Here is a 26,993-nt window from a genome sequence, read left to right as displayed (position 1 = left end):
AAGCTGGAGTTTTTCTTCTCCACGAACGAAAAAGGTAAAGGTGTTTGATGCCTTACAGGGTTTGAGATCGGCTTTTACTCCGGAGTTAATTTACCTTTTTGTAAACAGTTTCAGTGGCTTTGGACTCTTGGCCATCCGGAGAGATGTTATAGGCGGTAATCACTACTTCCTCATCGCTGGGGAACTCAATACTTGTTCGCCATCCCCAGTGCTGTTCCATTTCTGGCGTCACGTAAGCATAGCTGCCCAAGACAGACATATCTTTTGCGGCTTTCTGGCCTTCTGAAAACATAATGGCCGACCCGTTATGGAAGGAGTCAATCCAGGCACTTTGGAATTTACCTAGTTCCAGGTGGTAGCCATAAATGGCCATGCCCGTAATAGGTTGATCACCAAAGCTGCCTTTGTATTCATGCAGGATGAACCTTCCATCTAATATGGGTTTCATTGTTCCGCTTACCGGCGATTCGTCCTCTAATTTGCTAGGGTCAAACCAAGTTTTGGTAGTGCCTTCCCATTCCCCTATTAACCTACTTAGCTGGTAATGGGCACCCGATGTTTTTGAAGTTTCAAGTTTCTCGCTCATAATAGTAATCTTATATAGTTTACACAGTTATAGCATTTTGAAGGTGCCTTTATGCGCTGCTCATTTTCCTTGTGCATGAGGCCATCTGTTGGCTGGGGCTCATACAAGGTAAATGTGGAGCTTAAATCTAGTGAGATACTGACTTCAAGCCAATGATAGAACCTATAAGGGTGGCAAGAAAGAAGATTCTCCAGAAGGTGGCTGGGTCTTTAAAAACCAGTATTCCTATGATGGCCGTGCCTACCGCACCAATCCCTGTCCAGACGGCATAAGCGGTACCTATTGGTAGGGTTTGGGTAGCTTTCATCAACAGTAACATACTCATTGTCAACGAAACTAAAAAACCACCATACCACATATACATGGTACTTCCGGTGGTTTCTTTCGCTTTTCCTAAACAGGAAGCAAAAGCTACTTCAAACATTCCTGCAATGATCAGAATAATCCAGTTCATACTTTTTTCGACAAAGGTCTGGATTTAGGCTGGCGGTACATTTACCAAATGGTAAAAAACGAAAGACTAAACAATTTCTGCCCTGATTCTGCTCAGGCTGTTTCTGGTGATGCCCAAATAAGAGGCAATGTGTACTAGCTGAACTCTTTGGATTAGATCTGGATGATCTTTGATCAATTGCCTGTATCTCTCTGATGCGGTCCGGACCTGCCTTGAAATGAGGCGTTCCTCTGTTTTGATCAGCTCTTGCTCAGCAAATCTCCGCCCCCAATTTGCGATATGCACGTCTTCAAGAAAGAGCTTTTTCAGGTTTGCGGTTTTCAATTCAAACAAGATACAGTCTTCCAGCAGCTCAATGTTTTCATATCCTTTCCTGTTCTCAACATAGCTTCTCATGGAAAGAATAGGAGCCCCTTCACTGCCAAACCAAAAGGTAATGTCGGTGTCTCCTAGGTTTGAAAAAGCCCTGGCAATCCCTTGTTTAATAAAATAGATGTTCTTCTCAACCTTGTCGGCTCTCAACAAAATGGAACCCTTCGGGTACTGTACTTCTACAAAATTCTCTTTGAGGGCAGATTTTGAGGCATTAGGGAGCAAAAAGATGTTATCAATAATCTGGTCTAAATTCATTCATTTCTGCTTGACTATACATTTCACGAAACAACCTCTTGGATGCAGCGGCCCACTTTCTAAACAGAAGCACTCCAGTTACCGAGCTTCTATATCTTTAAACATACGGTTTATCACTGATTTTAACAGATAACAGAACTGGCTTTTGCAAGAGGAGATAAGCCGTTATCACCCAAAGTATGTAGAAGTGGACATTGAGGGCGCTGAGTTAAGCCTCTTCCTCGGGCATAAGACAGTTGGTGCTCTCCAACCCAATGGCTGAAAACCGGATGATACTTTTTTCATAGGTTTGTACCGTCTGTTAGTCGCAGATTTCGTAAGCAACGTACCAAATGCCAGGCACGAGTAGGATGAGGGTTGTTCCTGAACTCCTAAGCCCTGTGTCTTTCTTTCTTTTTACCCATGAAATATCTTTTCTCTTTTCTTCTCCTAATCTCTTTTCTGCCCGCTTTTGCGCAAGTAACTGTAAACGGACGCGTACTGGATGCGCGTAGCCAGCAACCATTGGAGGGTGCCTTGGTAAGTGAGGCCATCACCGGGAGCCAGGTTCTAACGGATGCTTCGGGGCAGTTCAGGATTGTATTGGCTTCCCGCTTTGATACGCTACTGGTGCAGCGCGTCACAAGCCACCGCTTGCAGAAATTGGTGGTACCGCAGAGCCGGAAGCAGTTGGTGATCTTGTTAGAGCCTCTGGCTGTGAACCTGCAGGAAGTAGTGGTGAGGGGTTACGAGACCCGGAGACCGTTGCAGGAAACCGCTGGCGCCATCGGACTACTGTCTACTCGTGACTTGGAACGGTTTTCCCAAACTACGTTGGTGCCGGCCCTCAATACTCTACCCGGAGTGCGCATGGAAGAGCGGGCTACTGCCAGTTACCGCATCTCCATCAGGGGAAGTTCGTTGCGGGCACCTTATGGCGTGCGAAACGTGAAGGTCTACCTGAACGAAGTGCCGCTGGTGGAAGCAAACGGTACCATTCCGCTGAACATGCTGGACCCGGGCATGATCGGGAACATAGAAGTCATCAAAGGTCCAGCCGGAAGTGTGTACGGTGCCGGTACGGGCGGCACCATTCTGTTGGAAACGGCAAAACCCATAGAAAGCAGTGTCATGGCGGGTGGGCAAGTAGGTTCTTACGGCCTGCGCCGGGGATTTGCCGCCGCCAGCGTGGCCTCCGAGAAATCGAATCTACTTCTGCGCTACGACCGGCAGACACTGGACGGCTACCGAGAGCAAAGTGCCCTGGACCGCAAGAACGTGCTCCTTTCGGGGCAGTTTTTCCCAAACCAGAAGCAAACCCTCTCTTTTCACGCCTTGTACTCTGACCTGTTCTATGAGCTACCTGGTGCCCTTACGCGGGAACAGTTTGCGGCCAACCCGCGGGCAGCGCGCCAGCTGAACAAAGACCAGAACGCCTCACTTAATGTGGAAGGGCTGAACCTGGGCTTTGTGCATAACTATCAGTTCAACGAACGCTGGAGCAACACCACCTCTCTGTTCGGCGTGTTCAGCTTCCTGAACCACCCCTTCGTCACCGATTATGAGCGGAACGTGAACCAAAGTTTCGGAGCGCGTACCCGCACCACGTACCGCACCGAGGTCGCCAGCCTGCCCACCCGCTTCACTCTGGGCGCCGAAGGACAGCGCCGCTTCATCAACGCGCGCCAATACGTGAATAACGCCGGTACCCCCGGTCCTTTGAATTATGACGATGAAGTAACCGTGAAAGAAGGCTTTGTCTTTGGCCAGGCCGAAGTGGATTTGCCTTCCAACTTCCTGCTTACCTTGGGAGCCAGCCTAAACTCCTTGCGCTATGACATCGCCCGGGTATCAGAGGCCGCTACCAACCCAAATTATGAGCAGACTCGCAAGATTGATGCGCAGTTCTCTCCCCGAGTAGGCCTGGTGAAAGTGATCTCACCCTCGTTGTCGGCGCACGCTAGCGTGAGCGCCGGGTTCTCGCCACCCACCGAGGCCGAGGTGCGTCCGTCAGATGCCAGCATCAACCTTTCTTTGCAACCCGAGCGCGGAACTAACTATGAAGCTGGGGTAAGAGGAGGCCTGTTCAACCAGCGCTTCACGTATGATGTGGTTGCCTTCCATTTCAAGCTGAAGGAAACCATCGTGAGCCGCACCACCCCTTCCGGCGTAGCCGTGTTCGCAAACGCCGGCACCACCAGACAGCAGGGTGTGGAAGTAGCAGCCGGATATGCGCTTGTGCAGGCACCCAAAGAGGCGCTCAGCTTACTGCGGCTCTGGGGAACCTACACCTACAATCGTTTCCGGTTCCTGAACTACCAGCAGAATGAGAACGACTTCTCGGGTAATCGCCTCACCGGCACCGCGCCGCACGTGGCGGTGGCTGGTCTTGACGTGGAAAGCCAACTAGGCCTTTACCTCAATGCCACCACCAACTACTCAGATGAAATCCCCCTGAACGATGCCAATATGGTCTATGCGCCAGATTACTTTATCCTGGGCAGCCGAGCAGGTTTCCGGCGCACGTTCGCGAAGACCTGGCACCTGGATGTGTACGGTGGAGTAGAGAATGCCACTGACCGTGATTACAGCTTGGGCAATGACTTGAACGCCTTCGGGAACCGCTATTTCCAAGCCGCGCCCGGCCGCAACTTCTATACGGGCCTGCAACTGCGTAAGAGCTTTTAAGGTGTTTTCTGAAAAATAGACCGAAAGCGAAGCAGGCTTCTCTTGTAGCAAATCACTCACGCAGGTTAAGACAAACCTTCGCTGGTGCGAGCTTGCAGCTCGTCTCCGCACGCATGCCAGAAAATAAACTTTTCTCTTCTGTCATCCTGAAAGGATCTTGTGGGCCAACAGTAATGGCGGTAAATCACTGCTTTTCTTCGCCCACAAGGTCTTTCCAAGATGACAATTGGTGGGGAGCTTTATTGAAGTTGACCAGCATGCCAAGACTCTTAAAAGCAAGGAACACTAGAGGATTGGGAATGCGTGCGGACACAAGCTGCAAGCTCGCGCCAGCGGGAATGCAACTGCGTGAAGGTTTTTAGCCTGTTTTCTTTAAATCGGCTTTAAAACCAGTTAGAGGAATTTTTTGGCAAGACAGCGAAGCGGAAAACAGATTAACTTTTCTAAAGTTGGGCCACGCGGGTGTAGGTTTCCCTTTGCCGGAAGCCGCCTTGCCTTAGAAACTTGCGGAGGTCCTTTGGGGAGGGATTGGCCAGGAACACTTTGTCGGTTTCGCGCAGGGGGATTATCTCCTCCAGTTTCGCGCGGTCCACAGAGTCGTCCAGGTACTGCAGCCTAATGTGCTTGCGGCCCTGGCTGCTCAGGCAGAAAACCTTCCAGCGGTTGGGCTCAATCTGTTGGTTCAGGAAATACATGCCTTTGAAGGACCGTAGCTGGTGGGTGGCGTTTTGTGCGAAAAGCGTATCCAGGATGGTCACCTGCAGGTAAAGCGAGTCTGGGGTGCGGCGCACGATGGGCAATCCTTCGGGGAGATCTTTGCGGAAGAGCCGGCCATTTTCCAGTCTGTAGGGAATAGAGTCATCTGTTAGCTCCTGAATCGCCGCGGGCGAAACAAACTGCATTTTCTGGACCAGCGCCGAGGACGTGAGCAGGAGGGTGGTGGAGTCCTGGGCGTTGAAATACTGTCCCCAAAGCGCCTTCGGGAAGGATGCTTCTTCCGTGCCGGTCAAAGGCTGTGGCTGCTCAAACTGCAAAGCCGGGTCTGAGGAACAGGCGTTGAGCCCGGCCACCAGAAAAACAAAGGCGCAGAAAAGGAGAAGTCTTGCCATAACAGAGTGCAGCTTAGGTACTCTTTAATTCTGAAATAAGATAGAAGTTACCCGTTCGGTTTCAATTATATGCCTAGGCTAGGGCGCGCTTTGGTGTGCTTTAACTTCTATTGCTTGAGGTTTTATTTATCAAATTGATACCCACTCTTTTTTAGGAATTCTTTGCAGTCCTGAATGTTCAAGATGTCATAAACCGCTTTCTTCTTGTCGGCCGCTTTTTCATAATATGCTTTGGTAATGGCATAACCAATATAGTAACCCATATCCGCAGGTCTGTCATCCTTTCTTTTCCCGGCATATAACCAATTCGCAAAATCATCATTTTCGCCTAACTCCATGTCTCCCAGAAAGTCCTTCTTCAGGCTTGCTTCCCTGCCTTCTGCATATCTGTAAGGTTCTTGAGAAGCAACTTTCCCGGAAATCAATTCCCCCAGGAAATCTGCACTTCCCTCTATAATACATTGCTCCAGCAAGATTTTATACTTGTATGGAATATTCTGGTTTGCGTGAACAAGTTCGTGAGCAACTAAATAAGGGATATTTGAAAGCTCATTCATTTCAGCGCCAATTATTTGCTCAGTCTTAAGGGAAACTCCTCCAGTGTTAAACCGTCCGATAACGAAATACAACGGTGGGAATTTTGCCTTAGGATATAGGTACTCAAAGGCATAATAAGCTGCTTTACACTGTGGCACTGCTTTCTCTATACTTAGGGTTTGGTCACGAACCCTGAGATAATCCGTCCGCTTTCTTTGAACCGTTCCAAAAAGGGAATCTGCATTCACTATTCTATTATGGTCAATAAAATGCTTTACACCATTGCTTCCAGGTCTGATGTAGTACTTTTCAAACGCCTGGCTTCCCTCTTGGCTACTCCGGTCAAATGCTTTCCAAAAATTGATTATGTCTTTATAGACGATGACAGCTGAGTCTGGATCGTTAGGAATTTGGGTTGTCAAATTTTGTGCCTTGCAGAAGGTTGATAAAAAAACGAAAAACAATCCCAACGGAATCCTCATAAACTAGAATTAAACTTGTTAGAGAAGGTTAGATAAATTACAATTATATATTGTATTAACAATAGGTAATAAAAAAAGGCGTTTCCGGGATGCTTTCCCGAAAACGCCTTTAAAATGAATTTACTTTATGCAGGTAAACCGGTGAGGATTAGCTTAGAAAACGCGGCCTTGCACTTTGGCTTTGCGGCCTTTTTTGGCAGGCTCTTCTTTCTTCACTTCCGGGGTAGCCGGCGCATCTGCTTTGGCCAATACTGGGCCTCCGTCAGAATCCAGTTCCACCACCTCGTAGCCTAGTTTCTCCAGGCCTGGTTTGATGGCGGCTTTGTCGCCCACCAGCATGATGCTCATGTTGTCTACCGGCAGGTACTTTTTAGCCAGCGCGTTGATTTCCTCCTTGGTGATGTTCTGCAGGATCTCGTTCTGCTTCGTCACGTAGTCAGGCGTCAGGTTGTAGCGCAGGATGTTGTTCAGGAAGGCCGCTTTCTGGAACGAAGTCTCATAACGGCGGGCATCAGACTGCCCGATGGCGTTCTTCATGAAGGCTAATTCAGCATCGGTGATTCCTTCTTCTCTAAAGCGCTTGATCTCTTTCATGAACTCCACTACAGAGGCATCAGACGCGTTGGAACGAACGCCAGCCGAAGCGGTGAACGGACCAGCCTCCTCGGTGCCGGAGAAGCCAGAACGGGCGCCATAGGTGTAGCCTTTGTCTTCGCGCAGGTTTAGGTTGATGCGGCTGTTGAAGGCCCCGCCCAACACGTAGTTCATCAGGTTGGCCTTGTAGTACTCACCAGTGGCATCGTACGGAAGCGCCATGTACCCGATTCTGATCTCAGACTGGGCGGCTTTCTCTTTGTCTACGATGAAGATTTTGGTCTTGTCAATGCTGGCCGCTTTGAAGTCAGACGGCATAGTCACTTGTTTTGGAGTCCACTTGTTCAGGAACGCCAGTTTAGGCATGATCTGAGTTTTCTCCACGTCACCTACAATCACCAGGTTGGTCACGCTGGGCGAGAAGTAGTTTGCGTAGAATTTCTTCACGTCATCCAAGGTGATGCTTTCTACGGTGGCTACAGTACCTACCACCGGAATCGCGCGGATATTGCCTTCGCCGTACAGCATTTTGTTGTACACGTTATCGGCTACCACGGTAGGCTGAGTGCTCTGGTTTCTGATGGCTTCCAGGCGCTGTTTCTTGATGCGGTCAAACTCAGCGGCGTCAAAACGAGGGCGGAACATGCGCTCCTCCAACAGGGCCAAAGTGGCATCCAGGTTCTTCACCTGAGAAGACACCGATACAGTCATGCTTTCTGCCCCGCTACCGAAACCAATAGAGGAACCTAATTTCTCCAGTTCGGTGCTGATTTGCTCGGCAGTAAGTTTTTGCGAAGACTCGTTCAGCATAGAAGCGGTCAATGAAGCGATACCGGCTTTAGACGGATCATTGGCCTCCAATTTGTGTCCGCCCTGCAGGGTGAACAGCAAGGTCACGGTTGGTACTTCGTCAGACTTGGCACCAATTACTTTGATGCCATTGGCCAGGCTTTCTTTCCAGAACGGAGGCACGGTGATGGCCGGAACGGCACCCGCGGCTGGACGCTTGCTACGGTCAAAAGTGTCTTTGGCTTTTACGTATTTCAAGCCAGAGTATTGGTCAGCCGGGGCTTTGTAACCGCTTGGGTCAACTTTAAAGTTGTCGGCTTTGGCAATCAGCTCAGACTTGCCTTTTGGTACCACGCTCAGGATAACGGCTTTTTTGCCCTTCACATACTGATTGTACACGCGCATCACATCAGCTTTGGTCACCGCGTTTACCGCTTGTCTTTCCTTCACGAGGTGGTTCGCATTACCGGTCATAAACTGGTTAGCGGCCAGGGTAGAGGTCTTGCCAGATACGCTGGACAGACGGTTGATAATGCTGGCCTCATAAGAAGCTTTGTAACGGGCGATGTCTTCATCGGTCACGCCTTTTTTCTCGAACTCTGCAATGGCCTCGCGCAGTTGTTTCTCGGCATCAGCCAGGTTCTGGGTAGGCAGCACCCGCGCTGAAAGCGTGAATTCACCGGCTAACTCTGAAGTAGAGTGGTACGCACCGGCCTGATTGGCTTTCTGCGTTTTTACCATGTTTTGGTAGATGATAGACGTTCTGCCACCGCCAATGATGTCAGAAAGCACATCCAATGCAGGCTCATCTGGGTGATTGGCCGGCACGGTTGGCAGGGTCATTTGCACCAATGGGAAACGCACGTTATCCTCATAAGAGATGTAACGGTCCTGGGCTAGTACCGGAGCCGGCAGTTTCTGGTTTTTCACCTCTGGTCCGCGCTGGATAGAGCCGAAGTATTTCTCGGCTAGTTTCACCACTTGGGCTGGGGTTACGTCGCCACCCACGGTAAGCGTGGCGTTGTTAGGGCCGTACCAGCGCAGGAAGAAGTTCTTCAGGTCATCTACGTTTACCCGGTTCAGGTCTTCAATGTACCCAATGGTGGTCCAGGAATACGGGTGACCATACGGATATAAAGCGGCGCTTACTTTCTCGTAAGACAAACCGTAAGGGGCGTTGTCTACGCGTTGGCCACGCTCGTTTTTCACGGTCTCGCGCTGTACCTCAAACTTTTGCTGCGTTACGGCATCCAGCAAAAAGCCCATACGGTCAGCCTCTAACCACAACGCCGTCTCTAACTGGTTGGAAGGAACAGTCTCAAAGTAGTTCGTTCTATCACGGTTGGTGGTTCCATTTAGGGTTCCGCCGGCCTCCGATACAATCTTGAAGTGCTCTTCATCGGCTACGTTGTCTGATCCCTGGAACATCATGTGCTCAAAGAAGTGCGCGAAACCCGACTTGCCTACCTCTTCGCGGCCTGAGCCTACGTGGTAGGTCACGTCTACGTGCACGATTGGGTCAGAATGGTCTTCGTGAACAATCACTGTAAGGCCGTTGGCTAGCTGGTACTTCTCGTAAGGAATCACCAGTTCGCCGCTTTTGCGGGTAACGGTCTCCAGTTTGCGGGTACCTTGCTGCGACTTAGTGGTAGTGGTGGCTTTCTTGGCCGGAGTGGCTTTTGTCTGCGCCTGTGCTTGGGTTAGCATCGCGGCGGCCAACAAAATGGCCAGTGTGCTCTTTTTTGACATGAAGATAGGTTTGTTAGGGTTTGTTATGCGGTTTAGAGGATATTACCGAGGAACCTGTTGCACAATCCTTGTTTAAAAAAGGTTCACTGCGGTAAGTGAAAACAAGGGAGGCTCAACGGAAGGTACAAGGCAACAGAGATTTGTTAAAGATGCAGAATGAGTCGCTGTGGGGCGTAGATTATTACAGGGGTCCCTGCTTTCTGCCAGTTTTTCTGAAAATAGCTTCAAAACAGAGAGCCCCGGCAAGGGCGTACCAGACGGGGCTCTCTGCTTATAGAATGAAGTGATCTTTAGATGGTTTCTTTGGCTACCCGGGTGAATTCCAGTTCTGAGAAATGGAAATCTGGGTTGTTGGCGTCCAAGCGCATTTCGGTGATGGAGCCATCCGGGTTAGGTAAGAACCGTACTTTGGTGGGCGTCATCAATGCGAAGTTGTTTTTCCAGGCCAGGTCAAAGATATCGGGCTTCCAGAGGGAGAGGGTGCCTCCCAGTGCTGGGGCAGAAACCAAGCTCAAAACTAGTTTCCCGTTCTGGACAGACACTACCGCATCTCCGTAAAGAGGGCTGTTGTAGGTACCGGCGTAGGCATCCAGGTCGCGAGTGAGTTTTACTTTAGCTGCTTTCTCTTTCCGCATTTTGGCTTGCGCGGCCTTCTCTGCTGCCTGGGCTCTGGCAGCCATCTCCAGATTGAACTGGCTCCAGTCGCGGCCATTGGTGATGCCTAGGAACTGGTCTATGGTGTAGTTCGCAATTGGGGCCATGATACTGCTCATGCTGTTGGTTAGAATCACGATGCCCAAGTTCTCTTCCGGCACTAGCACCGTGCGGCTGTTCATACCTTCATGGCCGCCGCCGTGCACCACTATTTTCTTGCCTTGATAATCGTTCAGCATCCAGCCCAGGCCCGCCCCGCTGAAATGCAGGGAAGGGGTGATTTTCTCCATCTCCTTCGCCACCACCATGGGGTTGTGCATGGTCCACATGGTATGGGAGGCATTCTCAGAGAACAGGCGCTGGCCTTTGTAGGTACCGCGGTTTAGTTGCAGTTTGAGCCATTTGCCGTCTTCCAGTACGCTGGTGAAGATACCGGCGGCGGGGTTCCAGTTGTCCCAGGCAGTGATCACAGTAGGCACGGGCTTTCCGCCTTCGGTGGTAGGGTTGCCGTGTGGCGTAGTCACGTTTTCTACCCCTTTCAGTTGATTCACCGAAGTGAAAGAGCGGTTCATGCCCAAAGGCTTGAAGATGCGCTCCTGGATAAACTGCTCCCAGGGCTTTCCGCTGATGGCTTCAATGACTTCGCCCGCGGCGATAAACATGAGGTTGGAGTACCCGTAACCGCCCCTGAACGGATAGGTAGGTTTCAGGTATTTGGCCCGCTCCAGAATCTCTTTGCGGCTGAAGATGGTGTTGTACCAAAGTAAGTCTCCGCTGAACGTCTGAAGACCCACACGGTGGCTGAGCAGGTCTCTGATGTTGAGTTGCTGCGTTACATATGGGTCATACAGTTGCAGGTAAGGCAGATATTTGGTCACGGGATCATCCCAGCTCAGTTTGCCCTCGTCTACCAGCATGGCCAGCGCGGCGGCAGTGTAGGCTTTGGTATTGGAGGCAATCCCGAAGATTGTGTTGGCATCCACGGCACCGCCTTTCTGTTGGTCGCGTACGCCGTAGCCTTTGGCAAATACTACGGAGTCATTCTTCACAATGGCGATGGCCATGCCGGGTACGTTCCAGTCTTTAAGGGCTTTCTGGTAATAGGCGTCTAGTTTCTGTAAATCGGCTTGGGCAAAAGAGGGGAGAGAAAAGCTCCACAGCAGCAGAGCCAGAAAAGTGAGCCGGAGCGACCGGCCATACGAAATAAGAGACATGGGTGATAATTACGTTTTCCCCACCAAGATACAGAAAAGAGCAATGGGTTGAAACAGGCAAGCCGGGCGAGGAAACGTTTTCAGAATAATGCGCTACCTTTGCCTTGTTTATAAGAAGGTGGCCAATAGCAGCAGAAAGACTGCTTTGTTTACAGGCCAAATTCAGGAAACTAACGTAAAAACGGGAACCATGGGGCGCATACTGGCCATTGATTACGGCGTGAAACGAGTGGGACTGGCGGTGACAGACCCCCTGCAGATCATTGCCTCGGCATTGGACACGGTGCACGCGCAGGATGTGTTGGCCTTCCTGACCCAGTACCTGCAGAAAGAGGAGGTAGACGAATTTGTGGTGGGCATGCCCAAACGCCTGGACAGCTCAGACACCAACAACACCCAGCACGTGGTAGGCTTTGTCAGGAAATTGCAGAAGCTGTTCCCCGAGAAGAAAATAGTCACCCATGATGAACGCTTTACCTCACGCATGGCGTTTCAGACCATGATTGACGCCGGACTGAACAAAAAAGCCCGCGCCGACAAGGCTACCGTGGACAAAATTAGCGCCACCATTATTTTACAGAGTTATTTAGAGAGCAGACAATACTTATGATCTATCCTATAGTTGCCTACGGCGATCCGGTGCTGCGCACCAAGGCCAAAGACATCCCCTTAGATTCTCCGGAGCTGGAAAAGCTCATTGAAGATATGTTTGAGACCATGTACCACGCCCACGGCGTAGGGCTGGCCGCGCCGCAGATAGGCAAAAGCATCCGCCTGTTTGTGATTGACTCCAAACCCTTCATGGACGAGGACGAAGAAGATAAAGGCGTGAAAAAGGCGTTCATCAACCCCACCATTCTGGAAGAATCTGGTGAGGAGTGGGGCTTTGATGAGGGCTGCCTCAGCATCCCGGGCATTCGCGAGGAAGTGTGGCGTCAGGAGCGTATCAAGATCAAGTACTATGACCTGGAAGGCAAAGAGTACATTGAGGAGTTTGATGACGTGACCGCCCGCGTGATCCAGCACGAGTACGACCACATTGAGGGCATCCTCTTCACCGACCATCTGTCGGCATTGAAGAAGCGCCTGATCAAAGGCAAACTCACCAAAATCACCAAAGGCGACGTAGATGCTGATTACCGCATGAAGTTTGCCGGGTTGAGCAAACGGTAATTGCCTGTTTAGCCTTTTCTTTAAACCTCACAGGTCTGCTCAGACCTGTGAGGTTTATTGTTTTAGAACCGTTTTAGGGAAAGCACACCTAAAACTATAGGGGTATAAATCTAGCAGGTTTGGTGAATTCAATGCAGGAGCAGCCTTTCAAGTACTCTAAAACCGAAGGCTTACCCCAGGGAACACCGATTTAAAGTTGTCAGTGAGATACAGCTGAGGCATTACTTTTATCTTATTGTCCAGGATAGGGTAGGAGTAAGACAGGCGAAATGTGTTCCGCTCAAAATAGCCGCCCTTCTGCTGGAGCAGATACCCCACTGATATGCGACGGAAATGGTCTGGGTCTACTGAGTTGAATAACCCGCTCTTACCAGGTTTAAACCCGAAGCCAACATCTACAAAGGAGTTGAGGTGCATCTTGTACTTGCCTTCGGGGGTACGGTCGAAGAAAAAATTCATGTCATAATCTAAGAAATAAGCTTTGTCTTTGATGCGCACTTCAAGGCCTGGAGCTAGTTGCGGCACAAAGTCACTCCGCACCAAGCCGGCGCCCACGCTTGCCCACAACACCAACTGATCCGTTGACTTGGTGGTGTCGGTTTTAACTGATGGTTTGCCGAGGCCCGTATAGCTAGATGTAGGAGCGATAGAGGCGGGAAGGGAGCCCTGGTCTTTTAACTGTTGGTTCAGGGCCTTCACTAAGGAATCCAGGTTGGTTTTCTCCAGGAGTTTCAGCTTCGTGATATCATCCAGTATCAGGATCATCTTTGTGTTGTGGGGCAACTCCACCACAACAGAGTCTGTGGGGCTGGCGGCATTTTTCCTGATTTGAGTTTGGCCGAAGGCGCTGGTCCAGAAAAGTGACAGCAATAGGATTCCAGCCGATAAAAAAGTTCGGTGTAGCATAGGTGTAAAAGGAAGGTTAGGTTAAAATTTGATGCGGGTGCCCAGGCCTATATCGGAGATAATAGGTTTGATGGTAGCGAGTTGGGAATCGGGTTGAAGACCGGAGTCTGGATGATGGATACGCAGGCGTAGTTTCTTCTTTGGTTTCTCTTTTGAGATCAGGTTAGTGTAAGGGACAACGGTAGTTTCCTGAGCCATTGCCTCTGTACGGGCCAAGGTTTTGGCGCCCAGCACTACTGTTATTTTCAGGGGCTGGGTATCTGCCGCAGGAGTCGCTGCCGAAAGCAAAGTAGGTTGGTCCGCAGATTCCTGCTCTTTCTCTTTTTTCTGATTTATTGGTACAGCCGTCGTATCTTTCTCTAGGACATCTGGCACATTCGGTACTTCCCTGCTAGTTGCAAAGCCAACCTTTGGTTTCTGGGATGAGAGGGGAGTAGTTGCCTTAGCGGTTATCAGTAGCTTGCTCGGTTTCTCCAACTGATTCAATGGTGATTTAGGGGCTTCAACTGGAGGAAGTGACGGCAACTTGCCCGTAGAGGCAACCACAGTGGCAGCAGGAGTTCTGGTTTCAGAAATCCGGTACAAAGACAGGCCCGCCAGGAGCGCCAACACCAGACCAGCCGCCACGCCCAGGTAAAAGGTTAGCGCAGATCTGCGACGCGGAGCGGGCAGCAAAGGTTGCAGCTGCTCCCAGCTCTTTTCAGGCGTCCAGGAGAACTGCGGAGGAGGCGTGTGCTGGACTTCCTCCACTTTTTCTCGGAATAGATTTTCTAAGTTGTCAGACGGCACAGTTCAACTGGTTTTTGGTGAGTAAATGCCGGAGCGTGGCTTTTGCTTTGCTAAGCTGCGACCGGGAGGTTAATTCACTTATTTGTAATTGTTCGGCTATCTCTTTGTGGCTGTAACCTTCAATCACGTACAGGTTAAACACCGTGCGATACCCGGGCGGCAGTTCCAGAATTAACCCGTAAATGTCTTCCGCAGATAAATTGCTTTCCAAGGTTTCCTCGGCCGCAATGGGCAACTCATCAGAGAGGGTGCTCAGATTGAAGTTGTTTGTTTTCCGCAGCGCCATCAGACATTCGTTTACTATGATTTTCTTAATCCAACCGGCCAGGCTTTTATCTGGCCGCAGCTCAAACCCAGGCAAATGGGTGAACACCTTCTGAAAGCCTTTGAGCAACACGTCCTCAGCCTCTTGTTGGTTTCTAACGTAGCGGCAGCAAATCCGGAACATGGGCGTGGCATACAAGTCATATAGATGCTTTTGCGCCTTGTTGTCGCCTTTTTTACACAGGCGTATAAGCTGCTCTTCTTCCAAAGGTGTTCGCGGTTATAGTGGGTGTTCAAAGGTAGGAATGCCGAGGGGGTGGCAAACGTTGCCCGCTTGTTAATTTTTTGTTTGGAATAATGTCCGGGGAAGGATTGCCGGTTCTATAACAAAATGAATTGGCCTATCTAGGGTGAGACCGTTTCCGGTTTTTGGCGCTGTTATTCAAAAATAAAATCAAACGGTGTTGGAGTAAGTGTCTTTTAGCAGTGAAGGGTAAGTTTTCGGTGTAGTTTCCGCATAACAGAGGAAAGAGGCGGGTTATAATTTCTTTTTTCTTTTCGAAAAGAAATATTTAACTTACTATCAGGCAGTTAAAAGTAGAAGGTTATGAAGCAGCTTGTTCTATACCCGTTATTTGTATTGCTTTCCTTTACCTGCATGGGGCAAGGGCTGAGCCTGGACCAACTCATGAAACTACAAAGCATGGGCAAGCAGGAGGTGGGTGTCTTTCTAGAGGAAAAAGGCTGGGTTTCTAAATCTGATGCAGCCCCGGCGGCAGATAAACTGGGCAAAGCCGTGTGGGCATATAATCCCGAGGGGGAAGGCGCCGATGCCTGGTGTATTCTCTATTATGGTGACAACCGCCCTAACCGCATCCTCTACAATGCCCAGGGCGGCCCGGCATTTGACAAGATCAGGAAGAATGTAAAGAAGCGCGATATGGCGTTGCTGGAGGAAGGGGAGCAGGTAGAGGGCCTTGATTTTGTAGACGCCTACACCGATTACGCCGATGAGCAGATCGTGGCGCGGCTGTATGATTACAAGCAGATCAACTACTACGGCATTAAGATCTTCAAGAAAGAAGATTATCTGCAGGCCAAAAAAAGCGCCAAGCTTTGATTCTGGTTTGAACTCGTTTTCCTGAAAACACCCGCAAAACCCTGTAGGCAATTTCCGCTAATTTTTGGAGAATTGTTTTAGCCCTGCCTTTGGTGAAAGAGGGTTGAAATACAGGAACTTCCCTGGCGGGGTTGCTCGTATACCTTCTCATGCAAAAACGGCTTCTGCTCTTAGTGCTTTTCCTGGTAGTCCTGCGGTTTTCCTATGGGTGGGGCTTCTACGCGCACCAACGCATTAACCAGCAGGCGGTGTTCACCCTGCCTCCCGAGATGATCGGGTTTTACAAGCAGCATTTGCCTTATATAACAGAACAGGCCGTAGCCCCTGATAAAAGGCGGTATGCCGTGCCTGAGGAAGGTGCCCGCCATTTTATTGACCTAGATGTGTACGGAGACAGCGCCGCTTACAAACTCCCTCGCTTCTGGGATGATGCCGTTAAACAATTTACCTTGGATACGCTGCAACGGCACGGCATTGTGCCCTGGCACATCGGGCTGATGCAGTACCAACTCACCCAGGCTTTCCAGCAGCACGATCTCCAGCGAATCCTTCGTCTTTCCGCTGAGCTGGGGCATTACGTCGCTGATGCTTGTGTACCGCTGCATACCACCCGCAACTACAATGGCCAGTTCACAAACCAGCGGGGCATTCATGGGTTGTGGGAAAGCCGGTTGCCGGAACTTTGGGCACCAGAATATGATTTCTTTATAGGCCCTCCGCAACACTTGCAGAACCCGGGCAAAACGGCTTGGGAGATAGTAGCCAGATCAAATGCGGCCTTGGACTCTGTCTTTTCGGTAGAGAAGCAACTAAGCCAGACTTATTCTGAGGACAAAAAGTACAGCCTGGAGGAACGAGGAGCCACCACCGTCAAGGTGTACTCCCGGGAGTTCAGCCAAGCCTACCATCGGGGGCTTGCCGGACAGGTAGAGCGACAGATGCGCTGGGCCATCCATTTGGTGGCCAGCTACTGGTACACGGCCTGGGTCAACGCCGGGCAACCCGACCTCAAGAACCTGGCACCTCTAACGCCCGAACAGAAGCAGCAGTTGGAACTGGAGAAAACCGTGTACCAAACCGGTGAACATGATGCCCGTGAACAATAACTTTGGTCCTTTTGCGCTGTTTTATGGAAACAAGACCCAAAGCGCATCAGGTAATTAAAAGAGAAGACAAAGAATACCGCAGGAGTGCACCAACAGATGATGAAGAACTTGGAAATGACAAAGGGCTACAAACTTGATGTTTTCCTGATTGCCTTGGGGTTGGCTACATTGGTGGTGCAGCGTTTTTTTCTGCCTGATGTTACCAGTTCAGGAAGCGGCCCCAGAAACAGCGGCGCCAATATCATGGCAGCGGCGCCTATCCATGCAGAGGTGGTGCGGGAGCCTGAGTGGGTGCTAACGTTCCCTGCCGGTTCTAAATACCAGGACCTCACGCCGCCGGCGGGCATACACCCCAACCCTTTTTTAGAGGTAGAACGCATTGTAAAAGCCAATGGTCCCGTTAGAGACTATGCTGGCAAAGATACAGACATGCGCCAATTGTTGCTGGCCCACGCCGGCAAAGAGTATTTGTTTGTCTTGCAGCAGCAGGCGGCCAATGAAATGCTGCGCCATGAATTGTTCCCGCATTATTACAGTGACCCTACGCAGGCCAACATGCTGGAAGGCATTAGTTTCTACACCCAGCAACTGCTGGAGGCCAAGTCAGAGGATGCCAAATTAATTTACATGTGCCTGCGGGCTTTAAAGGAATACTGGCCAGAGAAACAGATCGCGCAGGTGGCGCTTTCCACCGCCGCCCGCGTGCAGGCAAGGAAAATACAATCGGCGGCAGACACCGCCACTACCAATGGGTATCACCGGCAAGTGTATGCCCGCGAATTAAAGAAGATGGCCAGCAAGTTAAAGGATAGAGCCTAGGTGGATAAGCCTGTGGAAAAGCTGGTGTATAGCAAAGTGGATAAGACGTTGACAAATATTCTCTCTTACTTGCTTCAAGTAACTTACTTAAAGCATTACTTTAGGAGCGAGGGGTAGGGTATTGTGTGTGATGGCTGTCTTCTAAAAGTGGTTTATTTTAAGTTACATGATGTATTTGATCCCCAGTCGTGCCGTGTGGGCATTAGCTTGTATTGGAATTCTAGGCCTGACCGCCTGCGATACAATGCCCGGAGGCAAAGGCGCTAAAACCTCCCAGGAACAGGCAACGGCCCCCGACTCTTCGGCCACTGCCGCTTCCACCCAAAAGGCAAAAGAACCAGAATACGAGATCACTTATCCTAAAGGATCTAAATACCTGGGCCTCACACCACCTGCCGGGGCCAAGCAAAATCCATTCGAAGAAATTCCCCGAATCTCAGAAACCCATAAAGGCGAGGCGAACTGGGCCGATAAGCACGCCGACATCAAAGGGGTACTGCTCCAGAACATGCGCAAAGACTACCTTTTTGTCTTGCAACAGCAGGCCGCCAATGAAATGCTGCGCCATGAGTTGTTCCCGCACTACTATCAGGACATGGGCAATACCAGGGTGCTGCTGACCATTGCTTATTACACAGAGCAATTGCAAGAAGCTAAGTCTGAGGACTCAGAACTGATTTACAAGTGCCTGCGGGCTTTAAAAGGCCACTGGACCGATAAACAGATTGCCCAGGTTGCCTTAGCCACAGCCAAGCGCGTACAAGCCCGGCCTATTGCCTCCCCTTCAGATACCACCACCCGCAACGGAAGCTACCGCCAGGTTTACGCCCGCGAACTCAGGAAAATGGCGCAGAAGTTAACCAGTAACGCATAAGCCTCTACAGGCAACTTTACTGGGTTAAAATTTGTATTATAAAGGAAGATTCTTTCTGTTGGATTGATGATAAATCATATAGTATCAATCTGTTGTAAAGTTGTCTTCTTTGAGGTTAATATGATTCATATACTATATGACTGAGAAAACAGAGCAAAATAAAATTGAGAACTCTTTGTTTCAAGTGCGTTTGCCGTTGTTTCTAGGGTTGGCCGTGGCGTTGGGAATACTGCTAGGTGCTACCTTGTTTCAGCCCAGTTCTACCAATCCGCAGGGTACTGCCCGGGGTTATTTGAAGTTCAGGGAAATCCTGAGTTACATTGACCGCGAGTACGTGGATACTGTGAACACGGAGCAGCTCTCTGAATACGCCATCAACAAGATGCTGGAGAAGCTGGATCCGCACTCTTCGTACATCCCGGCCAAGGACATCACCATGGCCCGTTCTTATTTAGAAAGTGATTTTGACGGAATCGGGGTGGAGTTCAACATTTTTAGAGACACCCTGTACGTGATTGCGCCCCTAAGCGGCGGACCATCTGAGCAGGTGGGCATTCAGGCTGGGGACAAAATCCTGAAGGTGAACGGCGAGAATATTGCCGGGGTGAACATCTCCAATGAGACGGTGTTCAAGAAACTACGCGGCCCTAGAGGTTCTAAGGTGGTGTTGACGGTGCTGCGCCCGCATGAAGCGAAACCAGTTCAGTTTACCGTAACTCGCCGTAAAATCCCATCTTTGTCGGTAGATGCCGGGTACATGATTGACAACAAGACCGGGTACATCAAAGTGAGCCGCTTCTCTAACGGTACCTACGAGGAGTTCAAGTCCAAGCTGACTGCCTTGAAGAAACAAGGCTTGCAGCGCCTGATCCTGGACTTGCGCGATAACCCGGGTGGTTACCTGGACCACGCCACTCGTATGGCCGATGAGTTCATTGCCGGAAACAAGAAACTGGTGTACACCGACGGGAAAGGCTCTAAGTACGATGCCAACTACTACGCCAAGGTGAAAGGTGACTTTGAAAACGGGGAGCTGATTGTCTTGATCAACGAAGGCAGCGCCTCTGCCTCTGAGATCCTGGCGGGTGCGTTGCAGGACCATGACCGAGCTTTGATTGTGGGCCGTCGTTCCTTCGGTAAAGGGTTGGTGCAGGTGCCTATTCCGTTGTCAGACGGAGCCGAGCTACGCCTGACCATCTCCAGATACTACACGCCAAGCGGCCGTTCTATCCAGAAACCGTACGACCCAGAATCTGCCGAGGACTATGAAATGGAGCTCACCAACCGCTACAAGCATGGCGAGTTCTTCAGCCAGGACAGCATCAAGTTCAACGATTCGCTTAAGTATAAAACCAGCCGCGGGCGCATTGTGTACGGGGGCGGAGGCATTATGCCAGATGTGTTTGTGCCGCGTGACACCACAGACAATACCAACCTGTTAACCGAGCTGTACCGTAAAAACGTGTTGCGTGAGTACGCTTTGACGTACTTCCGGGAGCACCGCCAGCAGTTAGAGAACACTACGCTGCCCCACTTCCAGGAGACGTTCCAGGTAACCGATGCCATGTTGCAAGGCCTGTTGAAAGAAGCCAAGCGCGCGGATATCAAGGTAGACAGCAAAGAGCTGAAACGCTCTGAAAAAACCATTAGGAACAACCTGAAGGCATTTATTGCCCGAAGCCGCTACGAAGCAGAAGGGTTCTACCCCGTGTTGAACGAGATTGACCCTGATTTCCAGCGAGCCTTAGGGCTTTTTGACCAGGCAAAGCACATCAGCTTAGGAAGATAAAGAAAGGGCAGTGGGATATTCCTACTGCCCTTTTGCTTTATGCAAAGTTAATTCTAACTTATTCCTCCATTCATCTCTCACCACAACTTGCATGGCATTTTATCATCGGTTAGGAAATATACCCCGTAAACGGCACACGCAGTTTCGGCAGCCAGACGGAAGTCTGTACCATGAGCAACTGGTAGGTACGTTGGGCTTCTCCGGCGTTTCCTCGCTGCTCTACCACCAGCACGCGCCCACTAGAATTACCAAGATAGGCGAGCCGGTACCGTATGGCCCCGTTAAGTCTGATGTGCCGCTAGCGCCTTACCACATTAGGCCGTTCAAAGGGGAAAGCACCGGTGAGGATTACCTGGGAGCCCGCAAGACGCTCCTGATGAACAAAGATTGCACCATCTCCATCTGCCTGCCGCGTGAGCGCCAGATGACGTACTTCTACAAAAACGCCCTGGCCGATGAGATTGTGTTCATCCATGAAGGCTCCGGGGAGTTGCGCTCGCAAATGGGGCGTTTAGAAGTGGAAGCTGGCGATTATGTAGTGATCCCGCGGACCATCATCCACCAATGGCGTTGGAACGAAGGCCCTGTACGTTTGCTCATCACCGAAAGCTTTAGCCCGGTAGAGACGGTGCGCCGTTACCGAAACCACTTTGGGCAGCTATTGGAGCACTCGCCGTACTGTGAGCGGGACCTGCGCCCGCCCCATGAGTTGATCCAGGAAAATGAGCCCGGCGATTACCTGGTGCAAATCAAGAAAGAAGGTTTCCTGCACCAGTACCACTATGATTTCTCGCCGCTGGATGTAGTGGGTTGGGACGGCTACTTTTACCCTTACGCTTTCTCCATCCACGACTTTGAGCCTATTACCGGTCGCATCCACCAACCACCGCCCGTGCACCAGACCTTTGAAACGCAAGGCTTTGTAGTATGCTCGTTCGTGCCAAGGTTGTTTGACTACCATCCTTTGGCTATTCCGGCACCCTACAACCACTCCAACGTAGACTCAGACGAGATTCTGTACTACGTAGCCGGCAACTTCATGTCTCGCAAAGGCATTGACATCGCCTCGTTCACCATTCACCCCAGCGGTATTCCGCACGGTCCGCACCCCGGCACCGTAGAAGCCAGCATCGGGAAAAAGGAGACGCATGAACTAGCCGTGATGATTGACACCTTCAAGCCGCTTTACTTGACCGTGGATGCCCTGGAACTGGTAGACCAAAACTATCCCATGAGTTGGAACCCAGACGCCGCTCCGCAAGCTCCCCGCCCAGCAGATATGATGGACTAGCGTTTAAAGGTTGGTTTAAGGAAAGAGGATTAAAATCAGCAGGAAGTCTCTCCATAAAAAAAGAGACTTCCTGCAAACTCCTGCCCGAATAAATCATTTCAGTTGTTACTATTGGGTGCCAAAATGAGGTTGATTGTCAGTATTGGCCTTTTGCTTATCATTACAAGCTTGTTTTCCTGCCAGACTCCTGCTGAAAATACAACAGAAGTAAAGGAGACATGGGAAGTGACAAAGTATGAAGTTGAACGTGGAGCTCCTTTAAGTGCTGATGAATGGGAGTGTTATGACGCTGCTCAGGACAACTTCTGTATCCCTGCTAAATGGAAACCGCTCCAGCAAGATTTGGCTTGGTTTATGGCATATCTCAACAACAAAGATGATAATACCTATTTTGCAGTTGTCAAGATTGAATCCAAGGGAGAACCGGATACTGTTAATGCTTATTTAAGACACTTGTATTCCGAACTTGTAAAGGAGGATCTAAAAGAGCAATTTGATAGTGTTTCTGTGAAGAAATTGATCTTTGATACTAAAGAAACCTATGATGCGGAATACTATACTACAATTGAGAACAGGAAATATGTGACGCTATCCATGGTGGTTGACCATAAAGGCTTTGCCTATGACATTGCTTTGAAAGTTGAAAGTCAGAAAATAAAAGAATACCGAGAAACCTTCAAAGACATACTTTTTAATATCAAAGTAGACGGTTCTCCAATGTTTAGTGAGCATGACAAGCTGGAGAAAATACAGGTAGTTGACCTTTCAAAGATATAATTACTTATCGTGAGGTGGTTTCCGGCCTATTTTCACAATTAACTCCTCAAACCATACTCTTAAATCCCCATACATCTCCTAGCGCCAAACACCATTACTGTTGTATCTTTGCGGCCCCAATTATCTTTAACGTTTACCACTATGCGCAAAGACTCACCCGCCCATAAACTGCAGAAGTTGATTGTAGTAGGAGACCGCTTGCTCATTAAGCCGAAAAGCACAAAGGAACAGACCAAGAGTGGGTTGTTCCTGCCGCCCGGTGTGCAGGAGAAAGAGAAAGTGCAGGAAGGCTACGTGATGCGAGTTGGTCCAGGGTACCCTATCCCCGCAGACTACGGCCTAGATGACGAGATCTGGAACCAAGACGAGAAAGAGCAGGTGCGCTACCTTCCGTTGCAAGCCCGAGAAGGCGATCTGGCCATTTACCTTCAGCGCGATGCCGTTGAAATCAACTATATGGGAGACAAGTACTTCATCGTGCCGCAATCTTCGGTGCTGCTATTAGAACGCGAAGAAGAATAGAGATTGTTTTTAGAAGCACTGCCTGTTTTCTGCTGATATTCGCTTAAAAAGGTTTAAAACGTACGGTAAGAGTGTCCGCTTTCGAATTTTTGTTGTTCGGAAGCGGACATTTTTGTTTTGTGTGTTTGAGGTAAAACATTGTTAATCAATATATTAAAGTGTTGGCATGGCCCTTGTCAAAAAAAAGGCAGAAACTTTATCTGAAAAACATGCAACCACCCAAAAGAAGGGGTGTCTTTAGCATAGGAAGCTCAGGAACCCGGGTTGCTGTATCAGAAAAGCCATTTACATGAAAACATCTGCCATGCGTCCATTTCTACTTTCTTCTTTCGTTGCTTTGGCCTGCCTGAATATGGTACTGCCCGCCAGTGCCCAATCTTCTGGGGCTTCCCCAAACAAAAAAACTAAAACAGAGGTCAGCACCTCAGTGCACGAAGAAGTGCGGGTCATCAATGGCTCGTTTTCTACCAAAGGGGAGAAGGGAGAAACGGTGTACATCACCACCGATGACAATGGCCTACGCCTGAAACTGGTGACGCAAGGAACAGTGACCGTAGCCGAGGATGAGCATTCCATCTCCGAGTTAAGCGAAGGCGGCCGATTTGAGTTTGTCCGCCAGGAGAAGGGGGCGCCAGAGCATAAAGTGGTGCTGGAGAACAGAGAGGGCAACCTGGAAGGAAAGTACTGGATTGATGGAGAGGCACAGGAGTATGCCACAGCGGGTAAGGCTTGGCTGGCCAAATACCTGCCCGAGATGATTTCCAAAACCGGGTTAGGTGCCGAGGCTCGCGCCGAACGCCTGTACCAACAAGGCGGCACAAAGAAAGTACTGGAGCATACTGCTTCTATGGAGGCAGGCAGCGGCCGCACCAAAATGTACCGCTACCTTCTGGCCAGAAACGACCTAAAACCGGGTGAAATGCGCCTGTTGCTGGAGCAAGTAAGCAAAGGAAAAACCTCTGACTACGAAGCTGCCTCTATTCTGACCAAGATACCGGCTAGCCTGCTGGCCAACTCAGAAACCGCCGAAGCCTATGCCGCGGCCAGTGCCAGTCTTTCTTCTGACTATGAGAAGGCCCGCACCTTGAAACACCTCTTGCAGCAGGAGAGCCTGTCTGGCAAAGCCATAGACAAAACCGCAGAAGCATTAGGAACCATCCATTCTGATTACGAGAAGGTGAAAGTGCTGAATGCCCTGGCAGCCCGTCCTGCTTTATCTGAGAAACAGTTTGAATTGGCGATGCGGGCTTTGCAGACGGTTTCCTCAGACTATGAGCGCACCAAGGGTTTAGGCACCCTCATGCGGCACGAACAGCAGGTGGTGAACTACTTTGACAGGGTATTGCCCCTCATCAACGGCATCAACTCAGACTACGAGAAAGCCAAGGCCTACAGTGGGCTGCTGAGCAACTCAAGGCTGGGTACCACGCAGTATCTGCCCTTACTGAAAGCCAGCCAAGGCATCAGTTCTGATTACGAGAAAGCCAAACTGCTTCGCAAGATGGCCCTCCAATTACCCAAAGACGATAAAATAATAAGAGAAGCGTATTCCCAGGCGGCTAAAACCGTGGGTTCTAAATATGAATACGAAAAGGTAATGGCGGCTTATCAGTAAGCCGCTGTCATGTTGGTTGTTTGTAGTGAGCCGGCCCCTTTGGGGCCGTTTCCTTTTTAGGCCAGTCTGCTTTCGGGTTTCAGACTTGAACAGAATGCCAGGCTTAGGCTTTCCGGAGTTTCTTGTACACCATGATCGCCACCATAAGCAGGATAGATAATCCTATAAAGCCCAATACACCCCAAGTCGCGCTCAGCCCGTTTTTGAGCACCACCAAGAACACAATGCTGACTAGGAAAAGGGTGGCTACCTCATTCCAGATGCGGAGGGCAGTGGAGCTTTGCTGTATGTCGCCTCGTTGGTGCTGTTTGAAGATGCGGTGGCAGTAGAGATGATAGGCCAGGAGCCCTGCCACAAACCCCAGTTTGATCCAAAGCCACGTGGGAATGGGGTTGAAATAATGCAACAGACTGAGTCCCATGATGACCGTTAGAACCGCCGAGGGCCACGTGATGCCATACCACAATCGTTTCTGCATCAAGGCAAACTGCGCCTGCAGAATGCTTTTCTCAGGTTCGGGTTTTTGAGCCGTTTCAGCGTAGTACACAAATAACCGCACAATGTAGAAAAGGCCCGCAAACCAGGTGACCACAAAAATGATGTGCAGCGATTTAAGATAATTATAATCCATAAGATATTCTCAGGAAACAAAAGCGATGAAGGCAATGCCGCTGCAAAAATCGTGGATTGCCTGCTGGAAACCTACACGCTCATGACCAGAACAGCGTGCAGGAAGCCATTGTTTCAAGGCTTCTTTCTGGAAAAGCCTTCTAAACAGGCCTACAAAGACACGCGTACGCCAATGGCCAGGTTCAGGATATCGGGCACAGAGATGCCTTTGTTTCGGTACTTGTCTACAATCATGACATCGCTGGTGCCAATTTCCCCATAAAACTCGCCGAATATGGGACGTTTCTGACCTTTGAATTCCCGAACCAGGGAAGAACCCACAAAGGGCAGAATGCGGGTGGCCGTGGGCCAGATGTAGTAGCCTTCGGGGTACTTTTTAGGAAAGAAGGTCTCAAACTGCTCGCCAATGGTCATGCTGATGCCGGTGCCCGCCTTAATCCAACTGATCTGGAAGCCTTTCCACAAAGGCTTGGGGTGCGACTGGTAGTAGATTCTGGTGGTGAAGGTGTGGGTGGTGTTCTTAAACCCGTAGTTAGGCGTGAAACCGTACATGAGCTCCGCGTTAGTACGGTCGTGTTTCCCGAAATCATAACCAAAACCGGCCGCCAAAATGCCAATCAAACCCGCGTGCTGCACCACCACATAATCTGGGGCGTACCATTTGTTTTTAGGTCGGTCTATCTTATCAGAGGCAATCTGGGCGGTGCTGTCAGAAGTCTCCTGCGCATGTGCCACAACGGAAAGCAGGAGGCAGAAAAGAAGGCAAAGGGTGTAAAAAGAACGCATACTGTTAGAATTCTATTTTTTCATAAGTAGCCTGATTGCCGGTGACCGTGACCAGCACATAGCTCCGCTTGAGGGAGGCAGCCGTAGTGACATAGGGGATGCCATCCTTGTAGAGTTCAGACGCGCTGTAGTTATGCGTGTGGCCATGTAAAGAAAGGCGCACGTTGTATCTTCTCATCAAGGCCACATAGGTTTCTTCCTGGGCACGGTTGGCCTCGCTGTTGTTAGGAATGATGTGGGAGATGACAAATTTATTTACAATGGAAGTAGGGGTCTGAAGCTCTTTTTCCAACCAATTAATATCTGGTACACTTTCGTCAAACTCCAGAAAGTTGGTGTTGAGGAGAATGAATTTGTTCGGTCCAAAGGTGAAAGAGTGGTTCAAGGGACCATACATTTCTTTGTAGAGCTTATCGCCATCGCCCAGGCAATCATGATTCCCGATGACGGTCACGTAGGGGGCCTTCAACTTGGAGAGTACCTGGTGCATGCGCTCAAACTCATCTGTAAAGGCGTAGTTGGTGAGGTCTCCGGCATGCAGGACAAAGGCAATATCCCGCGAGTTCATGTCTTTCACCATGTCCTCGGTCTCCTCAAAGAAGCCTTGGGTATCGCCGGTGAGGGCAAATCTTAAGGGTGTTTGCGGGTTGTATTGGCTTTCCAAGGCCTTGATCCTAGCTACGTTCTCGGCCGTGAGGTTCTTGTACTCCAGGTTGCCCGCGTACGGGTGGTACTCAAACAGATCACAGGCAGACAGGAAAAAAAGAAAGGATAGTGCCAGCCACTTCACGTGCGGTGGCAGGTGGGTTGTTTTCATGAAGTAAACTATATAGAGAAGTTGTAATTAATGCTTTCCTCCTATACCTATAACAAGGATCAAGGTTGCTGGTTTTAAGAGAATTGCAGAAATAAGCTCAGGTAAGAAATCCAATCTTCAATAATTTATAGTAAGATGCTTAAAACCTGATCTTTGTAAGTATATTTGTTATATGCGTCGTGCCCGTGTCAGAAAGTATACATTGCTTGCCTTGCCAACTATTTTGTGGTTGGCTGGTTTTGCCTGTAAA

General features: G+C 49.9%; 24 protein-coding genes and 2 pseudogenes. 12 read left to right on the top strand and 14 right to left on the bottom strand.

Annotation, left to right across the window (positions count from 1 at the left end; genetic code table 11):
• Positions 1-85: 85 nt before the first annotated feature.
• The 3 genes from ACW9SV_RS04960 to ACW9SV_RS04950 all read right to left on the bottom strand — a co-directional run bounded on the left by ACW9SV_RS04960 (position 86) and on the right by ACW9SV_RS04950 (position 1,670).
• A complete protein-coding gene (locus ACW9SV_RS04960) occupies positions 86-586 on the bottom strand; it encodes a DUF1579 domain-containing protein (protein WP_479555629.1) in 501 nt (166 codons plus the stop codon).
• Between the two features lie 127 nt (positions 587-713).
• Positions 714-1,040, bottom strand: coding sequence for a DMT family transporter (locus tag ACW9SV_RS04955; protein WP_479555628.1), 327 nt, complete (start codon positions 1,038-1,040; stop codon positions 714-716).
• Positions 1,041-1,106: 66 nt separating this feature from the next.
• Positions 1,107-1,670: a Crp/Fnr family transcriptional regulator gene (locus ACW9SV_RS04950; protein ID WP_479555627.1), complete on the bottom strand. Its 564-nt coding sequence runs from the start codon at positions 1,668-1,670 to the stop codon at positions 1,107-1,109.
• A gap of 402 nt (positions 1,671-2,072) precedes the next feature.
• Between ACW9SV_RS04950 and ACW9SV_RS04945 the strand changes: the two genes are divergently transcribed.
• Positions 2,073-4,337, top strand: a complete 2,265-nt coding sequence (locus ACW9SV_RS04945; protein ID WP_479555626.1) for a TonB-dependent receptor — start codon at positions 2,073-2,075, stop codon at positions 4,335-4,337.
• 443 nt (positions 4,338-4,780) lie between these two features.
• Here the strand turns inward: ACW9SV_RS04945 and ACW9SV_RS04940 are convergent, their stop codons facing one another.
• The 5 genes and pseudogenes from ACW9SV_RS04940 to ACW9SV_RS04920 all read right to left on the bottom strand — a co-directional run bounded on the left by ACW9SV_RS04940 (position 4,781) and on the right by ACW9SV_RS04920 (position 11,465).
• Positions 4,781-5,446 (bottom strand): hypothetical protein, encoded by a 666-nt coding sequence (locus ACW9SV_RS04940; protein WP_479555625.1) that lies wholly within the window; start codon positions 5,444-5,446, stop codon positions 4,781-4,783.
• A gap of 122 nt (positions 5,447-5,568) precedes the next feature.
• On the bottom strand, positions 5,569-6,465 hold the full coding sequence (locus ACW9SV_RS04935; RefSeq protein WP_479555624.1) for a DUF2268 domain-containing putative Zn-dependent protease: 897 nt from the start codon (positions 6,463-6,465) through the stop codon (positions 5,569-5,571).
• A gap of 153 nt (positions 6,466-6,618) precedes the next feature.
• Positions 6,619-7,959 (bottom strand): annotated as a pseudogene (locus ACW9SV_RS04930) (M16 family metallopeptidase); the annotation flags it as partial.
• Between the two features lie 447 nt (positions 7,960-8,406).
• Positions 8,407-9,555: pseudogene (locus ACW9SV_RS04925) on the bottom strand (M16 family metallopeptidase); the annotation flags it as partial.
• A 332-nt stretch (positions 9,556-9,887) separates the two neighbouring features.
• Complete coding sequence (locus tag ACW9SV_RS04920; RefSeq protein WP_479555623.1) at positions 9,888-11,465, bottom strand: serine hydrolase; 1,578 nt, start codon at positions 11,463-11,465, stop codon at positions 9,888-9,890.
• A gap of 190 nt (positions 11,466-11,655) precedes the next feature.
• Between ACW9SV_RS04920 and ruvX the strand changes: the two genes are divergently transcribed.
• Together ruvX and def are read left to right on the top strand one after the other, a co-directional pair.
• Entirely contained in the window at positions 11,656-12,075 is a 420-nt protein-coding gene (gene ruvX / locus ACW9SV_RS04915; protein ID WP_479555622.1) for a Holliday junction resolvase RuvX, read from the top strand.
• Complete coding sequence (gene def / locus ACW9SV_RS04910) at positions 12,072-12,638, top strand: peptide deformylase (RefSeq protein ID WP_479555621.1); 567 nt, start codon at positions 12,072-12,074, stop codon at positions 12,636-12,638. The genes ruvX and def overlap by 4 nt, the downstream gene beginning before the upstream one ends.
• 156 nt (positions 12,639-12,794) lie before the next feature.
• Here def and ACW9SV_RS04905 read toward each other — a convergent pair whose 3' ends face one another.
• Genes ACW9SV_RS04905 through ACW9SV_RS04895 form a run of 3 tightly spaced genes read right to left on the bottom strand, consistent with a single transcriptional unit; the run spans position 12,795 to position 14,865 of the window.
• Positions 12,795-13,544: a hypothetical protein gene (locus ACW9SV_RS04905; protein WP_479555620.1), complete on the bottom strand. Its 750-nt coding sequence runs from the start codon at positions 13,542-13,544 to the stop codon at positions 12,795-12,797.
• A gap of 21 nt (positions 13,545-13,565) precedes the next feature.
• Positions 13,566-14,333: a hypothetical protein gene (locus ACW9SV_RS04900; protein ID WP_479555619.1), complete on the bottom strand. Its 768-nt coding sequence runs from the start codon at positions 14,331-14,333 to the stop codon at positions 13,566-13,568.
• Positions 14,323-14,865: an RNA polymerase sigma factor gene (locus ACW9SV_RS04895; protein ID WP_479555618.1), complete on the bottom strand. Its 543-nt coding sequence runs from the start codon at positions 14,863-14,865 to the stop codon at positions 14,323-14,325. The genes ACW9SV_RS04900 and ACW9SV_RS04895 overlap by 11 nt, the downstream gene beginning before the upstream one ends.
• Positions 14,866-15,204: 339 nt before the next feature.
• Between ACW9SV_RS04895 and ACW9SV_RS04890 the strand changes: the two genes are divergently transcribed.
• The 9 genes from ACW9SV_RS04890 to ACW9SV_RS04850 all read left to right on the top strand — a co-directional run bounded on the left by ACW9SV_RS04890 (position 15,205) and on the right by ACW9SV_RS04850 (position 24,510).
• A complete protein-coding gene (locus ACW9SV_RS04890) occupies positions 15,205-15,717 on the top strand; it encodes a hypothetical protein (protein WP_479555617.1) in 513 nt (170 codons plus the stop codon).
• A gap of 149 nt (positions 15,718-15,866) precedes the next feature.
• Positions 15,867-16,823: a zinc dependent phospholipase C family protein gene (locus ACW9SV_RS04885; protein WP_479555616.1), complete on the top strand. Its 957-nt coding sequence runs from the start codon at positions 15,867-15,869 to the stop codon at positions 16,821-16,823.
• 96 nt (positions 16,824-16,919) lie between these two features.
• Positions 16,920-17,642 (top strand): hypothetical protein, encoded by a 723-nt coding sequence (locus tag ACW9SV_RS04880; protein WP_479555615.1) that lies wholly within the window; start codon positions 16,920-16,922, stop codon positions 17,640-17,642.
• Between the two features lie 166 nt (positions 17,643-17,808).
• Positions 17,809-18,516, top strand: coding sequence for a hypothetical protein (locus ACW9SV_RS04875; protein WP_479555614.1), 708 nt, complete (start codon positions 17,809-17,811; stop codon positions 18,514-18,516).
• Positions 18,517-18,652: 136 nt separating this feature from the next.
• A complete protein-coding gene (locus tag ACW9SV_RS04870; protein ID WP_479555613.1) occupies positions 18,653-20,305 on the top strand; it encodes a S41 family peptidase in 1,653 nt (550 codons plus the stop codon).
• A 91-nt stretch (positions 20,306-20,396) separates the two neighbouring features.
• Positions 20,397-21,596 (top strand): homogentisate 1,2-dioxygenase, encoded by a 1,200-nt coding sequence (locus tag ACW9SV_RS04865; RefSeq protein ID WP_479555612.1) that lies wholly within the window; start codon positions 20,397-20,399, stop codon positions 21,594-21,596.
• 102 nt (positions 21,597-21,698) lie between these two features.
• Positions 21,699-22,373 (top strand): hypothetical protein, encoded by a 675-nt coding sequence (locus ACW9SV_RS04860; RefSeq protein WP_479555611.1) that lies wholly within the window; start codon positions 21,699-21,701, stop codon positions 22,371-22,373.
• Positions 22,374-22,514: 141 nt separating this feature from the next.
• Entirely contained in the window at positions 22,515-22,895 is a 381-nt protein-coding gene (locus ACW9SV_RS04855) for a co-chaperone GroES (protein ID WP_479555610.1), read from the top strand.
• A gap of 289 nt (positions 22,896-23,184) precedes the next feature.
• The gene (locus ACW9SV_RS04850; protein WP_479555609.1) at positions 23,185-24,510 is read left to right on the top strand and encodes a hypothetical protein; all 1,326 of its coding nucleotides are present in this window, start codon (positions 23,185-23,187) and stop codon (positions 24,508-24,510) included.
• 103 nt (positions 24,511-24,613) lie between these two features.
• On the opposite strand, the gene ACW9SV_RS04845 is transcribed toward ACW9SV_RS04850, so the two are convergent.
• From ACW9SV_RS04845 to ACW9SV_RS04835, 3 genes are all read right to left on the bottom strand, one after another.
• Entirely contained in the window at positions 24,614-25,141 is a 528-nt protein-coding gene (locus ACW9SV_RS04845) for a CopD family protein (protein ID WP_479555608.1), read from the bottom strand.
• A gap of 149 nt (positions 25,142-25,290) precedes the next feature.
• A complete protein-coding gene (locus tag ACW9SV_RS04840) occupies positions 25,291-25,926 on the bottom strand; it encodes a hypothetical protein (RefSeq protein WP_479555607.1) in 636 nt (211 codons plus the stop codon).
• A gap of 4 nt (positions 25,927-25,930) precedes the next feature.
• A complete protein-coding gene (locus ACW9SV_RS04835) occupies positions 25,931-26,743 on the bottom strand; it encodes a metallophosphoesterase family protein (protein ID WP_479555606.1) in 813 nt (270 codons plus the stop codon).
• Positions 26,744-26,993 lie beyond the last annotated feature (250 nt).

Source organism: Rufibacter sp. JT20002 (assembly GCF_056491185.1).
The sequence above is the reverse complement of the archived record's forward strand: the minus strand, read 5'-3'. Positions and strand labels throughout refer to the sequence as shown.